Origin of the sequence: Enterobacter cloacae complex sp. 2022EL-00981 (assembly GCF_028737495.1) — a bacterium.
GTDB classification, from domain to species: domain Bacteria; phylum Pseudomonadota; class Gammaproteobacteria; order Enterobacterales; family Enterobacteriaceae; genus Enterobacter; species Enterobacter cloacae.
Genome location: NZ_JAQZRK010000052.1, coordinates 1 through 17,135 on the forward strand (window position 1 = coordinate 1; position 17,135 = coordinate 17,135).

The window sequence follows — 17,135 nt, forward strand, 5'->3', positions numbered from 1 at the left end:
AAGACGCGGAGAAAAATTTCTGGCAGACTGTCTGTAAAGGCACGATGAGGTCTCTTCTGATTTGTTAGCGCAACCAGTAGATCACACTTCATCGTGCTTTTCATTTTTCTGGGGAACCCTCAGCCCTTTGGGAGAGGGTTAGGGTGAGGGGGCATCAGGCCGCACCTACCCCATCTCACCCCACCCATACGAAAATGTTATTTGCATCACAATCCAAACTGCAAATTAATGTGGATTGCATTTTTTTGCGGGAGGTAACAAAACATATCGTTGCCAACTGATAGAATTGCATCAAATAACAACCCTGAATGTTCCTATAACAACATATCTCCCGCTCACTTGTGAGGAAAGTAACATGAACCTTAAGCTGCAGCTTAAAATATTGTCGTTTCTGCAGTTCTGCCTGTGGGGTAGCTGGCTGACTACACTCGGCTCCTATATGTTTGTGACGCTCAAGTTCGATGGTGCGTCAATCGGTGCCGTCTACAGCTCGCTGGGTATCGCGGCGGTCTTTATGCCAACGCTGCTGGGGATCGTGGCGGATAAATGGTTGAGTGCGAAATGGCTATACATGCTTTGCCACCTGGTGGGCGCGGGGACGCTGTTTATGGCAGCCCAGGTCACCACGCCGGGGGCGATGTTTATGGTGATCCTGCTTAACTCGCTGGCCTACATGCCAACGCTTGGGCTGATCAACACCATCTCCTACTACCGCCTCAAATCCGCCGATATGGATATCGTGACCGACTTCCCGCCTATCCGTATCTGGGGCACCATCGGTTTTATTATGGCAATGTGGGGCGTGAGCTTCGCGGGCTTTGAACTGAGCCATATGCAGCTCTACATCGGTGCGGCGCTCTCCGTGGTGCTGGCACTGTTTACCCTGACGCTGCCGCATATTCCGGTATCTAACCAGCAGAAAAACCAGAGCTGGAGCACCATGCTTGGCCTGGACGCCTTCGCGCTGTTTAAAAACAAACGCATGGCGATCTTCTTTATCTTCTCCATGCTGCTGGGCGCGGAACTGCAAATCACCAACATGTTCGGCAATACCTTCCTGCACAGCTTCGATAATAACCCGCTGTTCTCAGGCAGCTTTATCGTTGAACATGCCTCGGTAATGATGTCCATCTCGCAGATCTCTGAGACGCTATTCATCCTGACCATCCCGTTCTTCCTGAGCCGCTACGGCATCAAGAACGTCATGCTGATCAGTATTGCCGCGTGGATGTTGCGCTTCGGCCTGTTCGCCTACGGCGACCCAAGCCCGTTCGGCACCGTGCTGCTGGTTCTGTCGATGATTGTTTACGGCTGCGCCTTCGACTTCTTCAACATCTCCGGTTCGGTGTTTGTGGAAAAAGAGGTGAAACCTGAAATCCGCGCCAGCGCACAGGGTATGTTCCTGATGATGACCAACGGCTTCGGCTGTATCCTGGGCGGCGTGGTGAGCGGTAAAGTGGTTGAGATGTATACCACCAACGGCATTACCGACTGGCAGCCAGTGTGGCTTATCTTCGCCGCATACTCGCTGGTGCTGTTCTTCGCGTTTATCGTGCTGTTCCAGTACAAGCATGTACGCGAACCGCACGGCGCACAGCCAGTCGCGCATTGATTATTGTGCCGGGTAGGCGAAGCCGCCACCCGGCTATTTTATTGCAGCAAGCACCCACCCCACCGACAGCAAATCCGCGCTGCCGCCCGGGCTCAGGTTGCGTTCAATCAATGCGTTATCCATTCTACGCAACGCTTCACCATCCCAGCCGTCAGCCAGCAGTTCCCGCGCATAGTCCTGAACGTAGCCCAGCCCCTCAATGCCGCCGCGCGACACCAGATTGCTGTCCTGATTGATTGCCATCAGGCGTAACAGCAGGCCGTGAAGTGAATGTCCGTTCCACTGCGCCAGCGCTTTACGCACCGTCGCAAATCCACTCTCCGCCTCGCCGCGCGCGCCGGTTAAGCCGTACTGCCGGAACTGCCGCTCCCCCGCCGTCGCCTGCCCGCTGCGTTCGGCCAGCTCCCGCGAAACCAGCCCGTGGCAGATGTTACTCACCTCACAACAGAGGCTTTCTGCGGAGATATTTTTCACACGCCCGGCGGCGAAGCAGAGTAAACCAAGGGCAAAAATGCCCCCTTTGTGCGTGTTCACCCCGTTCGTTGCGGCATACATCGCCTGCTCACAGGCCATCCCCATCGGGCGGAGGATCCGTAACTGTTCGCCTGCGGGTTTATCAGCATGCGTGTTACCTAGCTCAGCAAAGCGCGAAAACCACGGCGTAATCGCCATAATGCTGCGGACAAACAGCGCGTGATCCATATCGCGATGGGAGCCGTTATTGAGCCTGTCCACCAGCCCCGGTTTCGGTGTCAGCGCCAGCTCCTGCCACAGCGCCTCTGCGGCAAGCGCGGGGACGTCAAGCGGGCGCGGTTTAGTCGCGAGCAAACCAGTCATCGATCATCTTCTCCACGCGCGCCACCACCTGCTCCACAGGATGTTTGCGCGAACGGGAACAGGCGTGGGCCGGTTCATCACAAATCAGGCAGCGTCTGAGATGGGAGCCCAGCGACTGACGTCCAACGTGGCCGTTTTCAGGGCAAATCACATCCAGATCCCACAGCCTGCCAAGCGGGTGCGTCTGCTCCAGCTCCGCACAGTGGGCTTTGATTTCTGCCGCGGGATGGGCCACACACCACAGCGCTTCGGGCCCGGTCGGGAGCCACAGCACCTGGCGGTCCAGCACCTGCCAACGGTTTTCCCACAATAGCTGGTCGCACATTTGTAACGCCACGCCCATGGTGTTGCGATAGCGCAGGCTGTCTTTGATCTCCCCGGGTGTTACCAGCGTGAGGGAGATCACCGGTTGTTGATAGTGCGTAAGCCAGTCAGCCTGACGGGCTGCGCGGCGCTCTTTCGCCGCCAGCAGCGCGTCCAGGCTGACACCCGCCCGCACGGGTGTCGCAATGGTCATATTCACTCCTTTACCTGTCGAACGGTGTCGATCACGCTGCCGTCGCGGTAGCGGATCACCCCGACAATTTTGTCTGTGAACTCAATCGGTTTCGGTACGCCTGTCAGCGAAATTGCCCGCTCATAGAGGGCGTTGATATCCACAACCTTCAGCCCTGCTTCCATGAGGCGTTCGCGGATCTCCGGGCGCGCCGGGTTGACCGCAATGCCGTGATCGGTGACCAGCACGTCGATGCTTTCGCCCGGCGTAAGGCGTGTGGTAACGCGTTTCACCACCGTCGGAATGCGGCTACGCAGCAGCGGCGCAACGACGATGGTCAGGTTTGCCGCGGCGGCCACGTCGCAGTGCCCGCCGGACGCGCCGCGCATCACGCCATCGGAGCCGGTAATGACGTTAACGTTGAAATCGACGTCAATCTCCAGCGCGCTGAGGATCACTACGTCCAGCTGGTCGCAGCTTGCCGCCTTACTGCCGGGGTTGGCGTAGACGTTAGTGGAGATCTCCACGTGGTTCGGGTTGCGCGCCAGCGAGGCCGCCGCCTGGCCGTCGAAGCACTGGGTATCGAGCAGCTTTTCAATCAGCCCCTTCTCGTGCAGATCCACCAGGCTGCCGGTGATGCCACCCAGCGCAAAGCGTGCCTTCACGCCGCTGCGCTCCATCTTCTCTTCCATAAAGCGGGTGCAGGCGGTGGCCGCCGCGCCGGAGCCGGTCTGCATCGAGAAGCCCGGTTTAAAATAGCCGGAGTGCTCAATCACATCCGCCGCATAGCGGGCAATCATCAGCTCGCGCGGGTTACTGGTGACGCGCGCCGCGCCGACGCTGATTTTTGCCGGATCGCCCACGCTCTCCACCTGCACGATGTAGTCCACCTGATCCTGCACCAGGCTGGCAGGCATATTGGGGAACGGCACCAGCGCTTCCGTCAACAACACCACCTTGCGGGCAAAATGGGCGTCCACCATCGCGTAGCCCAGCGAGCCGCAGCACGATTTCCCGTGCGTGCCGTTGGCGTTACCAAACTCATCGCTGCACGGCACGCCAAGAAACGCCACGTCAATGTTCAGCTCACCGTCCTGCAGCAGCTTTACGCGCCCGCCGTGAGAGTGAATTTGTACCGGCTCGTCCATCAGCCCGTGGGAGATGGCATCCGCCAGCTTGCCACGCATGCCGGAGGTGTAGATCCGGGCGATCACCCCGCTTGCAATATGCTCGATCAGCGCGTCGTTGCAGGTCATCAGCGAGCTGGAGGCGAGGGTCAGGTTTTTGAAGCCCATCCGCGCCAGCAGCGCCACGACGGTGTTGATCACCCGGTCGCCTTCACGAAACGCGTGGTGGAAGGAGATGGTCATTCCGTCCTTCAGGCCGCTACGCCTCACCGCCTCTTCAATGGAGGCGCAGAGTTTACGGCTGTGTTTCGCGTCGCTGTCCGCCAGCCACGGCGTGGCGCTGTGGGCGGTATCAAACGGTTTTAACTCCCGCAGATGGGGAAAATTCACATGGAGAAGTTCTGTCTGGTTCATTGTGTCATCCTTACCGACGCACGCCGGAAGCCGCCGCGCGTTCGAGCACCACCTGCGCGTGGTTAATAATCGGTGCATCCACCATCTTGCCGTTGAGCGACACCACGCCAAGGCCGTTACGTTCGCCCTCTTCTGCCGCTTCAATCACCCGCAGGGCGTGATCCACCTCTTCCTGGGTCGGCGCGTAGGCGTTATGCAGCAGGTCTATCTGGCGCGGGTTGATCAGCGATTTGCCGTTAAAGCCCATCTTGCGGATCAGATCGACCTCGCGCAGGAATCCGGCCTCATCGTTAACGTCTGACCACACCACGTCGAAGGCGTCGATGCCTGCTGCGCGAGCGGCGTGCAGCACGGCGCAGCGGGCGTAGAACAGCTCGGTGCCGTCGCCGCGCTCGGTCTGCATGTCCATCACGTAGTCAAAAGCCGCCAGTGCAATACCAATCAAGCGCGGCGAGCTGCGGGCAATCGCCACGGCGTTGATAACGCCAATGGCCGATTCAATCGCCGCCATCACGCGGGTGGAACCAACCTCGCGCCCGCACTCCTGCTCGATACGCTCAAGGTGGCCTTCCAGCTCGTAGATGTCGTCCGGGGTGTCGGTTTTCGGCAGGCGGATCACGTCCACGCCGGCACGCACGGCGGCTTCCAGATCCAGCAAGCCAAACGGCGTGCTCAGCGGGTTTATGCGCACCACGGTTTCGATGTCCTGATACATCGGGTGCTGCAGGGCGTGGAACACCAGCATTCGCGCGGTGTCTTTCTCGCGCAGAGCAACGGCATCTTCAAGGTCAAACATGATGGAGTCTGGACGGTAGATAAACGCGGTTGAAAGCATGGCGGCGTTGGCGCCCGGCAGGAACAACATACTGCGGCGGAGTTTGCTCATTTCAGCGCCCCCCAGTTAATGGCCTGTTCATCGGCAGCACGCAGAAGCGCACTTTGCAGGCGGGCGCGGATCACACAGTCCAGCGCCCCTTTGTCTTCAATAATGATAAGTCCCTGGTGCACGTTCATGGCGCGCAATGTCTCGTTGACCACCTGGCGAATTTGCTCGCCAAACTGCTTAATCACTTCACTGTGGATGACTATCTCCAGCTCGCCGTGAGCGGGAGCAATTTTCACCATCAGGTCGCTGGACTCCTGCGTTCCGGCCAGCGCCTCCCTTACAATTTTCATGATAAATTCCTGGTAGTTAAGCGACTTCGGCACTCGCACGGTAGTGTGTTTCGAGGTGCGCGAAGGTGGAGTCCGGGACAATCTCCCGGATCCGGGAAAACTGCTGAGTCTTGAGCAAGCGGCGCACTTCCGACGCTGAAATGGCATTGCCGGTGGCCTTGATGCGCGGCATTTCCACCACCTCAATCTGCGGGCTCAGCAAGGCGTGCAGCGTCTGGTTGTACTGACGGGTGATATCGCAAAACGGCTCGGAGCCGATAAAACGATGGGTAATGCCCAGCGCCGGTGCGATAAAGTCGCGGAAGATCAGCACGTCGATTTCGCTCCACGCCTGCTGCACTTTGCCGGTCTCTTTCAAAAAGTAGGCCGGGAAGGTGGCGCGGGAGATAATGTACTGCGAGCCTTCGTGCACGGTCACATTTGGCAGATGCGCGACGCCCGCACGCACCATTCCGAGGCGCGCGCTGAACGGAAAGAACGAGGCATCTTCACGCACCACAAACAGGTGCAGGGCGTCACACTGCATCGCCGCCTGCTCCACCAGATGACGGTGGCCGAGGGTGAACGGGTTGGCGTTCATCACTATCGCGCCAGTCTTCTCCCCGCCCTTGCGCATCCTGCCCAGGGAACGGCAGTAACGCTCGATCCCCTGCGGAGTGTTCTCCATCAGCACGGCGTTGTTGCCGCTCTGGGCAATCGGCCAGAAGCCGCTACGCGCAAAGCGCTCCTTATTGCACGGTCGCGTGCAGAGGAAGAGGTGAAAATGACCGCGCTCCAGCGCCGCATTCTGTACCTCCGCCAGCAGGCGCGCACTGAGGTTCTCGCCGCGAAGCTGCTCGTTCACGGCCACACACTTGATGACGTTGGCGGCAAGACCGGCACAACCCACCAGCTGCGCGCCGGACCAGGCTTCGACAAACAGCGTGATGTCGTTGTCCAGGCCAAGGCCGCTGTCTGCCAGCAGATAACGGATCTGGCTTAAGCGTTCCGGGTGTTTCGCCACCAGCGTGTGGCGAAAATCGATGGGTTGACTGTTCATGCCGCCTTTCTCAGTGTGCCGCCGCAAGCCCGGTGGCTGGCGCTTCCACAATCACGTTGCTCAGATGACCGATATGCTCGATCTCCACTTCAATGCGATCCCCCTCTTTCATAAACAGCGGCGGATTACGCTTTTTACCCACCCCGCCCGGGGAGCCGGTGATGATCACATCGCCCGGACTTAAGCGGGTAAAGGTGCTGATGTACTCGATCAGCTCCGCAACCTTGTGGATCATGCTGCTGGTGTTGTCTTCCTGAACCATGCGGCCATTCAGCCAGGTGCGGATCGCCAGCCTGTGCGGGTCCGGGATCTCATCGGCCGTTGCCATCCACGGGCCAAACGCGCCGGTCTGACGCCAGTTCTTACCGGCAGTAAACCAGGTGTGCTGCCAGTCGCGGGCGGAGCCGTCCATATAGCAGCTGTAGCCCGCCACGTGGCGCAGCGCCTCGTCACGGCTGATGTTTTCCCCGCCCTTGCCGATGATCACCGCCAGCTCGCCTTCGTAGTCGAATTCGCTGGAGTGACGCGGCTTCAGCACCGGCTCGTTGTGGCCGGTCTGCGAATCCGGGAAGCGCACGAACAGCGTTGGTGCCGGGTTGTGCTGGTCAAACTCCTTGCGCTTGTCGGCGTAGTTCATGCCCACGCAGAGGATTTTTTCCGGCTGCTCAATCACCGGTAAGAAGGTGATGGCGCTCATCGGCACGTCCACGGCATCGTTCAGGTAACGGGTGGCCTGCGCCAGCCCGTTGCCCTGCAGCAGCGCTTTGAGGTCGCTGTAGCGGTCGCCGAGGCGGCGACCTAAATCAATCACACCTTCGGCCTGGACGATGCCGTAGCTGCGTTTTCCCTGGTATAAAAAGCTTGCGAGTTTCATTGTTCTTTCCTGAAAACTTAAACGAGGAAGTTGCCCAGAATCAGCAGTGAGATAGAGACGTTAATCGCGCCGCCGATACGGGTAGCAATCTGGGCGAAGGGCATCAGGCTCATACGGTTGCCTGCGGTCAGGATCGCCACGTCACCGGTACCGCCCTGGCCACTCTGGCAGCAGGAGACGATGGCGACATCAATCGGGTGCATACCAATCTTTTTGCCGACGAAGAAGCCGGTCGCCACCAGTGAAGAGACGGTACTGATAATCACCAGCAGGTTAGTCAGCGTGAAGGCCGCGACCAGTTCATGCCATGGGGTGATCGCCACACCGACCGCGAAGAGGATGGGATAGGTCACCGAGGTCTGGAAGAATTTGTACACCACCTGAGAGCCTTCCAGCAGACGCGGAGAGGCACCGTTGCAGAGCTTCACCAGCACCGCCATAAACAGCATGCCAACCGGCGCAGGCAGACCAATCAGCTTGTGGCCGAGCATGCCCAGCATGTAGAGCAGCACCGCCAGCAACGCACCGGAGGCGATGGTGGTGACGTCCGCTTTGCCAGAGAACGCCGGTTGAGAAACGGTGGCATCGGCATTCGCGCGGTTCGGCATCAGCTGACCTTCACCGGTCAGGTGCGGATAACGCTTGCCCAGTTGGTTCAGACAGCCGGAGATGATGATAGCGGTCAGCCCGCCGAGCATGACCATCGGCAGCACGCGACCGAGCGCCACGCCCTGATCCATGTGCAGCAGGGTGGCGTAGCCGATGGAGAGCGGGATAGCCCCTTCGCCCACGCCGCCTGCCATAATCGGCAGAATGATAAAGAAGAAGATCTGGAACGGCTCAAGACCCAGCGCCAGACCCACGCCCATCCCCACCAGCATGCCGACGATCTCGCCGCACAGCATCGGGAAGAAGATGCGCAGGAAGCCCTGAATCAGCACGGTGCGGTTCATGCTCATGATGCTGCCGACAATAATGCAGCAGATGTAGAGATAAAGAATGTTGGTGGATTTATAGAACTTAGTGGTGGATTCCACTACCACATCCGGCAACAGGCCGTAATAGACCAGCGCGGAGGGGATAAAGGTGGCGCAAATCGCCGCCGCGCCGAGCTTGCCGACAATCGGCAGGCGTTTGCCGAACTCACCGCAGGCAAAGCCGAAGAACGCCAGCGTCGCCACCATCACCACGATATCGCTTGGCAGTTTTCCGCCCAGACAATCAATGGCAATCAGCGCGCCCGCCAGGACAAACAGCGGCAGAGGAATAATCCCGATTTTCCAGGTATCCATAATATGCCACCAGCGCTCTTTGAGCGATGGCCGCTGAATATCAATCGGGTCGTGGGTAACAGAGAAAGAATCGTCAGTTGTGCTCATAATAAGCCCCTTAGTTATTTTGTGCGTTCAGCTTAGAGTCACAAAGGCTTACTTTATGTGAGGAATGGCATATTAAAAGCGAAGTTTTAATGGCGACTATGGTTTTAATGGTTTCTTTTATTTAATGTGATTTGCCCCTTATTTATTGCCGTGGTTTTTATGGTTTCTTTTCTAAACCGAACAAACAAATAACATTTACACGGTGGTGTTTAAGGGAAAAGCCTTTCAGATAATTCTTTTGCAGGCCTTGCTGTGCAAGGGATCACAAGTTTTCGGCAAAGCGGGTATCCACGCGAAAAAAGATGATATATTGACAAACTTCGTTGATACCACGCGTGATTGTTATGAAAGTATCGTTTCAGATTAAGCTGTTTGTTTCGCTGGTTGTCTTTTTCTCAGTGCTTTTTGCTTTGCTGGGCGGATATTATTATGTCGACGTTAGCCGACAGCTTTATCAGGAAATGAGCGCACGCGCAAAAATACAGGCGGAAGAGATCGCCCTTATTCCGTCATTACGAAAAGAGGTCGAACAAAAAGATATCAACGCCATTCACGATTTTATGCAGAAAATAGCCACCCACAGTGATGCCAGTTTTATTGTGATTGGCGATAACAAAGGGCTGCATCTGTTTCATTCCGTTTTTGCGGACAGAGTGGGCCATACGCTGGTCGGCGGAGACAACGAAGAGGTGCTGCGCGGTAAAAGCACCACCACTATCCGCAAGGGAGGATTAGGCATTTCGCTGCGCAGCAAAGCGCCCATTTTTAATGATGCCGGTCAGGTAGTGGGAATTGTCTCGGTAGGCTATCTCACCAGCTATCTTGAAACCATCACCGTCAGTAAAGTGGTTAACATCCTGATCGCCGCCGTACTGTTACTGCTTGCCCTTTTTATCTTCTCCTGGTTCTTTACCCGCAGTATCAAGAAGCAGATTTTCTCCCTGGAGCCGCGAGAGATTGGTCTGCTGGTGCGCCAGCAGAAGGCGATGATGGAGTCCATTTATGAAGGGGTGATCGCCATAGACGATGAACGGCGAATAGAAGTGATTAACCAGGCGGCACGCAAACTGCTGGGCCTGAACCAGCCGGCCCGGGAACTGCGCGGGCAGCTGATAAGCGAGGTAATCGATCCTGTTCCGTTCTTCGAAACACAAACGATGCTCGCCAAAGATACCCATGACGAGATTTGCCGCTTTAACGATCTCACGGTGATCGCCAGCCGGGTGCGCATCATGCTGGAGAACTCTCTGCAGGGCTGGGTGATCACCTTTCGCGATCGCAACGAGATCGACTCGCTCAGCGCCCAGCTCAGCCAGGTCAAACGCTATGTTGATAACCTGCGCATTATGCGTCACGAGCAGCTAAACCGGATGACCACTCTCTCCGGCCTGTTGCATATGGGCCGCTACGAGGAGGCGATTGGCTACATTCAGGCGCAGTCGGAACACGCTCAGGAGCTGCTGGACTTTATCTCTTCGCGCTTCAGCTCCCCGACCCTGTGCGGCCTGCTGCTGGGGAAAGCCGCGCGGGCGCGGGAGAAAGGCGTCGAGCTGAACTTCGACCCGATCTGTCGTCTGGACAGACCGTTCCTGGCGCTGCCTGAAGAGGCGCTGATTTCTATCATTGGCAACCTGCTGGATAACGCCATTGAAGCGACCCAGCGCTCGCCGCTTCCGCATGCACCTGTGGAAGTGCTGATAAAACTGAGCGAACAAGAACTCATCATCGAAGTGGCCGATCAGGGCGTTGGCATTAAACCGGAGATCCGTGACAGGATATTTGAGCGCGGCATCACCACCAAAACGCGCGGCGATCACGGCATTGGTTTGTATCTGATCGAAAGCTATGTCACACAGGCTGGCGGTGCAATTGAGGTTGCCGATAATACGCCGCGGGGGGCGATTTTCTCACTGTTTATCCCCGCCACGGGAACCGCCCGGCATCCCGCACAGGAACAGGAAGATACCGATTATGCAACATGAACTTATCGACGTACTGATAGTTGAAGACGAGAACGAACTGGCGCAACTGCACGCAGAGCTGATCGGCAAACATCCGCGTCTTAGACTGGTGGGGATTGCCTCGTCGCTGGCGCAAGCGCAGGTTGAGCTTGAAAGTAAACAGCCGCAGTTGATGTTGCTGGATAACTACCTGCCGGACGGGAAAGGCATCACCCTTATCAGTAACCCGATGCTCGCCCGCGCCAACTGTTCGGTGATTTTCATCACCGCCGCCAGCGATATGGACACCTGCAGCCAGGCCATTCGTAACGGGGCGTTTGATTACATCCTGAAGCCGGTTTCCTGGAAGCGGCTCAGCCAGTCGCTGGAGCGTTTTGTGCAGTTTGCAGAGCAACAGCGGGTCTGGAAGATTGTTGACCAGCAGAACGTCGATTCTTTATACCAGCTACAGGCGAAAAACTACCGCCAGGACAACGGCAGCAAAGGTATTGAGGAAAATACGCTGGCGCGGGTGCAGGCGCTGTTTAACGACAAGGCGACGCACTGTTTTACGGTGGATGAGGTGGTGAGTGAAACGGGGCTGAGTAAAACCACCACCCGGCGCTATCTGGAGCACTGCGTGGAGGCAGGTTTTCTGACGGTGGAGATGCTGTACGGCAAGATTGGGCATCCGCGGAGGATGTATAAACGTAGTGCGGTTTGAAGAAAAGTTCCCTCTCCCTGTGGGAGAGGGTTAGGGTGAGGGCAACAGCCCGCACTATCTCAATACATACCCATAAAGCCGCTTAATCCCGTCGGCATCCTTTTCGCTGTAAACGCCCTGCAGCTCCGGCGAGAAGCCCGGCAGCAGGTTAATCCCCTCTTCCAGCGCCAGGAAGTAGCGCTGCACCGCCCCGCCCCAGACTTCTCCCGGCACCACGCACAGAACGCCAGGCGGATACGGCAGCGCGCCTTCAGCAGCAATGCGCCCTTGTGCATCACGGATGCGCACCAGCTCCACGTTCCCGCGAATGTACGCCTGATTGGCATCCTGCGGATTCATCACCACCGCGGGCAGGCTCTCCTTGCGGAACATCGCCTTCTGCAGATCTTTCACATCAAAACTGACGTAGAGATCGTGCATCTCCTGACACAGCTGGCGGAGTGTGTAATCCCGGTAGCGTACCGGGTATTTCTGATAGATGGTCGGCAACACGTCCGCCAGCGGCGTATCGTCTTCAATATGCTGTTCAAACTGGCCAAGCATCGCCACCAGCTGCGCCAGCTTCTCGCTGCTTTCGGCAGGCGTCAGCAGGAAGAGGATCGAGTTCAGATCGCACTTCTCCGGCACGATGCCATTTTCCCGCAGATAGTGCGCAAGGATGGTCGCCGGAATACCAAAATCAGTATATTCCCCGGTTTCAGCATCGATGCCCGGCGTGGTCAGCAGTAGCTTGCACGGATCGACAAAGTACTGATCGCGGGCATAGCCCTCAAATCCGTGCCATTTGGCCCCCGGCTCAAAGCTGAAGAAGCGACGTTCGCTGGCGATGACCTGAGTTGGGTGATCCTGCCACGGACGGCCTGCCACCACTGGCGGAATAAACGGTTTGATCATATGGCAATTTGCAATGATCGCCTTACGCGCTTCAATCCCCAGCTCGACGCACTCCGCCCACAGCCTGCGTCCGCTCTCCCCTTCGTGAATTTTTGCGTTCACATCCAGCGCCGCAAACAGGGGATAAAACGGGCTGGTGGAGGCGTGCAGCATAAATGCGTTGTTCAGACGTTTGTGCGGACAGAAACGCGCCTGACCCCGGATGTGGTTATCCTTTTTATGGATCTGCGAGGTTTGCGAGAACCCGGCCTGCTGTTTATGCACCGACTGGGTCACGAAAATGCCCGGATCGTTCTCGTTCAGCTCCAGCAACAGCGGGGAGGTTTCCGCCATCATCGGAATAAATTGCTCGTAGCCCACCCAGGCAGAGTCAAAGAGGATGTAATCGCACAGATGGCCGATCTTGTCGATCACCTGACGGGCGTTGTAGATCGTGCCATCGTAAGTGCCAAGCTGGATCACTGCCAGGCGGAACGGGCGGGTCTCGTCTGCCTTCTCCGGCGCAACGTCGCGGATCAGATTGCGCAGGTACGCGTCGTCAAAGCAGTGTTCGTCAATCCCACCGATAAAGCCAAACGGGTTACGCGCCGCTTCCAGATACACCGGCGTCGCGCCCGCCTGAATCAGCGCCCCGTGATGGTTGGATTTGTGGTTATTGCGATCAAACAGCACCAGATCGCCACGGGTCAGCAGCGCGTTGGTCACCACCTTGTTGGCCGCCGACGTACCGTTCAGCACGAAGTAGGTTTTATCCGCGTTGAACACTTTCGCGGCGAACTTTTGCGCATGCTTGGCGGAACCTTCGTGGATCAGCAGATCGCCGAGCTTCACGTCGGCATTGCACATATCGGCGCGAAAAACGTTCTCGCCAAAGAAGTCATAGAACTGTCGTCCCGCCGGGTGTTTTTTGAAAAACGCCCCGTGCTGGTGGCCCGGACAGGCAAAGGTGCTGTTGCCCATTGCAACATACTGGCTCAGGGTGTCGAAAAACGGCGGTAACAGGTTCTCTTCGTAACGGCTGGCGGCAGACTCCAGTTCCAGGAACTCCTGCGCTTTACCCGAGATGACAGCCGTGGCGCCATCGGGCACGTCCGTCGGCTCTTGCGAGAATAAATAGACCGGTAAATGAAAGCCCGTGCGTTTCAGCAACGCAAGAATGCCACTGCGACTCTCCGCGAGCGTAATGACGACTGCCGCCACATCGGTAAAATCAGTATTATCCAGCGTCACCTTTTCGCGATGCGTGGACACAGAAGAAACCAGCTCACGGCTGACGGCGATTTTCATGGTTTTCATAGGCGCTATATACCCTCACCGAACGGTGAGACAGGGAGGAGAAAATTCGCGCAATAATGTCACCTTTTATTTTGAGGTGCAAGAAGGAATCAGTATGCACTTCACCACCCAAAGCTAAGCGTAAAAAAGCGCTGGCGTGTCATAATCATGCAATACCTATGATTAAGTAACAGGAGTTTTCCGTGGTTATCGGGCCATTTATCAACGCGAGTGCCGTATTGCTGGGCGGCGTACTCGGTGCAGTGTTAAGTCAGCGATTACCGGAGCGTATTCGCATCTCTATGCCCTCCATTTTTGGCCTGGCCTCCCTCGGGATTGGCATTCTGCTGGTGATCAAATGCGCCAACCTGCCGGTTATGGTGTTGGCCACTCTGCTCGGTGCGCTGATTGGTGAGTTTTGTTATCTGGAAAAGGGGATTAACAACGCGGTCAGCAAAGCGAAAAACCTGATAGCCCGTCCGGGCAAAGCCAAACACGGCACCCATGAGACGTTTATTCAAAACTACGTTGCCATCATTATTCTCTTTTGCGCCAGCGGCACCGGGATTTTCGGTTCGATGCAGGAAGGGATGACCGGTGACCCCAGCATTTTAATCGCGAAGGCGTTTCTCGATTTCTTCACCGCTACGATTTTTGCCACCACGCTCGGTATCGCGGTGGCCGCGATTTGTGTGCCAATGCTGCTGATTCAGCTGGCGCTCGCCACCTGCGCCACCCTGATCCTTCCGCTGACCACGCCCGCGATGATGGCAGATTTTACCGCCGTTGGCGGTCTGCTCCTGCTGGCAACAGGGCTGCGCATCTGCGGGATCAAGATGTTCGCGGTGGTGAATATGCTGCCCGCCCTGCTGCTCGCCATGCCGCTTTCCGCGCTGTGGACCCACTTTTTCGCTTAAGATTGCGACGAACTGGTGAGAGATTGTGCATCCTGTAACGAAAACAACATTTTTCGTTGACGGCGGAGAGTGAATCGGGTTTAATGCGCCCCGTTGCCCGGATAGCTCAGTCGGTAGAGCAGGGGATTGAAAATCCCCGTGTCCTTGGTTCGATTCCGAGTCCGGGCACCACTAATTTAAAGAAACCAGCCTACGGGCTGGTTTTTTGCTTTCTGGGGTTCCGGTAGATTTCTGGTTGTGCTGGCCGCTAATGTCACTACTTCACCTCTTAAGTCCGACCTTAGCATCTCCCTTTAGCGATGCCCTACCCTATGCCAACTCCTGCTGATCTTCACGCTGCCAATAAACACTATTTCCAGCCGGTATACCTGTTGGTGAATTGATCACAGCAAGGCAGTATCCGGTCTTTGTCCGGTCAGGAGAAGACAAGCAGCATCGCTTCACTTCGGAGCTCTGCAAAACACTACCGCGCCGGCAGGCTTGCTCAACCCCTCCCAATCCCGGAAAGTATTCCCGGCCTTGCTCACGGTTCTCAATAAAACCGGTTATCAGCCCTCAGTCAACCAACTTACTCCCCACCACTGTTAAGCCTCCAGTAATTAATGTGAGAATCGCCCCATTCTTTAAATCATTCTTCAAAGTAAACCCTTTGCCCCAAAATAAACCTGAACTTTTTTCCGTTCTGATCAGTGTAGATTGTGGGCGGCAGCTCACAGTTCTCCTCTGGCATTTGCCAGGGGTTTTCAATCTGATTCTGTAGCTCCTTCGAGGTCACACGGCCCGGTTCCCCGTAACGAGGACGTTTCAATGCTTCCTGAAAGGTTCCACCATTTCCAGCAGAACGCCCCGCGTTTACATTGGCCTGTTGCCTTTGCCACTCAGCGTAATCGTCGTAATCACTCATTACTCGCCCTCATTCGGGTGCTCAACTTCCAAATCTCGATAACAGTTACAGTCCACCACATGGTGGGCTAAGCAAATTTATTAACGAAGGGATGTTAATCTTTGTTCACTTGGGAGCTGTACATCATCATCCTGAGCTTCAACAAAGTCGTACTGGCATCATCCTCCATGTTGAAACAATATTTCCCATTCGAATATTTATTTAAGTTATTAATGTAATATTGCGCCATTGGGTCAGCATTTCCAGAGTGTAACCATCTGAAAATTTTCGGGATTTCATAATTCAAAGCCCCATCAGGAAGACGTGAAATCATTATCCCCTTTGTAGTGATCAAATCAACCAGATTCATGCTTTGTAGATTTTTTCTTATCTCAGCAACTATGGGGTACAGCTTATCCCTGAACGCGCTGACCTCATCAATAAGATGAGCCTCAGTCACTACCCCCGTAAACAAATGAGTTATATCATGCAACTCCATTCTGTAATAATCATTATCCTGTCTTGCCGTAACTTCATCATGTAAAACCCGTAATTCCTCATAAATATTTTCAGTGACCGGGATAATTACTTTACTGAGTTTTTTGTAGTGGTGTTTTCGAATTCCAATGAGTATATTTTTTAACTTGGCAATGTAGGAGTAACGCTCATTTAAATACTTTAACAACTCATCAATTTTGATACCAAATATAACATCATCACTACCGGGTCGATTACTGTAAATGCTAACTGTAAAATCATTCATGTTGAAAGGATGAGGATGCGGCCAACTTGCAAACAATCCCTCCCCATTATCATTCCGCAAGTTAGTTGGGTGAGCACCAAAAATCGACCTTATCTCGCCAAAATAACCATCATCATCTTTATTGGAAAGATACTCCACCTTATCAGTAAAAATATAAGAAGAGTCTTTGAAAGGCCATTTTTGTAATTTTTTGCCCTCATCCATTATAATACGATGCAATTGCGTCACAGCTTCTACAACGATGTCTATAGATGAAACCAGAGAATAAAACTGCATCGCCTTAACATCAATATCATCAGAAAAGGCAGGGAAATGTTTAATGTACCTTATAGATACACTAATCCAGTCCATGCAAGAGCACATTGGACTAAACTGATTTCTTCCGTCCTTGTTTATGAAATAATGATATGCAAACTCCCCTTCATTCACAACATCTCTAAAATCTTCAATCAGAGAGTAATTCAGCTCGTTGCCGAATTTTTTAATTGTTTTTTCCATGCTCAACCTTCGTTATTAGGGTAATCAGGTGCATCTGCTTCAGGTCAATCAAGAGCACCATAGTCAATTACAGACTGGTCTTTTGGTTGGTTTACCATGTAGATAGTCGGTGTAAAATCATGAAGCCCAAGCTATTCATCAGAGTCCGCGTTGACGCTGTACTGAATCGCCACGGGTTTAACAGACACCTCAGAGTCATTTAAGATGGCTTAAAGAGAGGTGCCCATGAGCGGTAAGCGTTATCCCGAAGAGTTTAAAACTGAAGCAGTCAAACAGGTTGTTGATCG

General features: G+C 55.1%; 15 protein-coding genes and 1 tRNA gene. 5 read left to right on the plus strand and 11 right to left on the minus strand.

The genetic code is table 11. The features are described 5' to 3' along the window. Positions 1–355: 355 nt before the first annotated feature. Entirely contained in the window at positions 356–1,612 is a 1,257-nt protein-coding gene (locus tag PUZ33_RS24650; RefSeq protein WP_013098677.1) for a nucleoside permease, read from the plus strand. A 33-nt stretch (positions 1,613–1,645) separates the two neighbouring features. On the opposite strand, the gene citG is transcribed toward PUZ33_RS24650, so the two are convergent. From citG to PUZ33_RS24690, 8 genes are read right to left on the minus strand one after another with little or no spacing between them, the layout of a single operon-like run. Beyond that, complete coding sequence (citG, locus tag PUZ33_RS24655) at positions 1,646–2,449, minus strand: triphosphoribosyl-dephospho-CoA synthase CitG (protein WP_029882974.1); 804 nt, start codon at positions 2,447–2,449, stop codon at positions 1,646–1,648. Further along, positions 2,427–2,966 carry a citrate lyase holo-[acyl-carrier protein] synthase gene (gene citX / locus PUZ33_RS24660; protein ID WP_013098679.1) on the minus strand — a complete coding sequence of 180 codons (540 nt, stop codon included), beginning with the start codon at positions 2,964–2,966 and terminating at the stop codon, positions 2,427–2,429. The genes citG and citX overlap by 23 nt, the downstream gene beginning before the upstream one ends. 2 nt (positions 2,967–2,968) lie before the next feature. Further along, the gene (gene citF, locus PUZ33_RS24665; protein WP_029882972.1) at positions 2,969–4,486 is read right to left on the minus strand and encodes a citrate lyase subunit alpha; all 1,518 of its coding nucleotides are present in this window, start codon (positions 4,484–4,486) and stop codon (positions 2,969–2,971) included. Between the two features lie 10 nt (positions 4,487–4,496). Further along, positions 4,497–5,372 (minus strand): citrate (pro-3S)-lyase subunit beta, encoded by an 876-nt coding sequence (gene citE / locus PUZ33_RS24670; RefSeq protein ID WP_013098681.1) that lies wholly within the window; start codon positions 5,370–5,372, stop codon positions 4,497–4,499. Beyond that, the gene (gene citD, locus PUZ33_RS24675; RefSeq protein WP_013098682.1) at positions 5,369–5,662 is read right to left on the minus strand and encodes a citrate lyase acyl carrier protein; all 294 of its coding nucleotides are present in this window, start codon (positions 5,660–5,662) and stop codon (positions 5,369–5,371) included. Before citD ends, citE begins: the two co-directional genes overlap by 4 nt. Before the next feature lie 16 nt (positions 5,663–5,678). Next, entirely contained in the window at positions 5,679–6,701 is a 1,023-nt protein-coding gene (gene citC / locus PUZ33_RS24680) for a [citrate (pro-3S)-lyase] ligase (protein ID WP_013098683.1), read from the minus strand. A 10-nt stretch (positions 6,702–6,711) separates the two neighbouring features. Further along, positions 6,712–7,575, minus strand: coding sequence for a fumarylacetoacetate hydrolase family protein (locus PUZ33_RS24685; protein WP_023621451.1), 864 nt, complete (start codon positions 7,573–7,575; stop codon positions 6,712–6,714). Between the two features lie 17 nt (positions 7,576–7,592). Next, positions 7,593–8,954 (minus strand): 2-hydroxycarboxylate transporter family protein, encoded by a 1,362-nt coding sequence (locus PUZ33_RS24690; RefSeq protein WP_013098685.1) that lies wholly within the window; start codon positions 8,952–8,954, stop codon positions 7,593–7,595. A gap of 344 nt (positions 8,955–9,298) precedes the next feature. Between PUZ33_RS24690 and PUZ33_RS24695 the strand changes: the two genes are divergently transcribed. Further along, entirely contained in the window at positions 9,299–10,936 is a 1,638-nt protein-coding gene (locus tag PUZ33_RS24695) for an ATP-binding protein (RefSeq protein WP_058681072.1), read from the plus strand. Continuing rightward, positions 10,926–11,618: a response regulator gene (locus PUZ33_RS24700; RefSeq protein ID WP_014833240.1), complete on the plus strand. Its 693-nt coding sequence runs from the start codon at positions 10,926–10,928 to the stop codon at positions 11,616–11,618. The genes PUZ33_RS24695 and PUZ33_RS24700 overlap by 11 nt, the downstream gene beginning before the upstream one ends. A gap of 54 nt (positions 11,619–11,672) precedes the next feature. On the opposite strand, the gene PUZ33_RS24705 is transcribed toward PUZ33_RS24700, so the two are convergent. Continuing rightward, on the minus strand, positions 11,673–13,808 hold the full coding sequence (locus tag PUZ33_RS24705; RefSeq protein ID WP_058681073.1) for an ornithine decarboxylase: 2,136 nt from the start codon (positions 13,806–13,808) through the stop codon (positions 11,673–11,675). 182 nt (positions 13,809–13,990) lie between these two features. Here PUZ33_RS24705 and PUZ33_RS24710 point away from each other — a divergent pair, with 182 nt between their 5' ends. After that, the gene (locus PUZ33_RS24710; RefSeq protein WP_058681074.1) at positions 13,991–14,704 is read left to right on the plus strand and encodes a DUF554 domain-containing protein; all 714 of its coding nucleotides are present in this window, start codon (positions 13,991–13,993) and stop codon (positions 14,702–14,704) included. Between the two features lie 95 nt (positions 14,705–14,799). Further along, positions 14,800–14,875, plus strand: a tRNA-Phe gene (locus tag PUZ33_RS24715). 457 nt (positions 14,876–15,332) lie between these two features. On the opposite strand, the gene PUZ33_RS24720 is transcribed toward PUZ33_RS24715, so the two are convergent. Together PUZ33_RS24720 and PUZ33_RS24725 are read right to left on the minus strand one after the other, a co-directional pair. Continuing rightward, a complete protein-coding gene (locus PUZ33_RS24720; RefSeq protein ID WP_062676744.1) occupies positions 15,333–15,608 on the minus strand; it encodes a hypothetical protein in 276 nt (91 codons plus the stop codon). 94 nt (positions 15,609–15,702) lie between these two features. Next, positions 15,703–16,848, minus strand: a complete 1,146-nt coding sequence (locus PUZ33_RS24725; protein WP_252107890.1) for a hypothetical protein — start codon at positions 16,846–16,848, stop codon at positions 15,703–15,705. Positions 16,849–17,135: the final 287 nt, after the last annotated feature.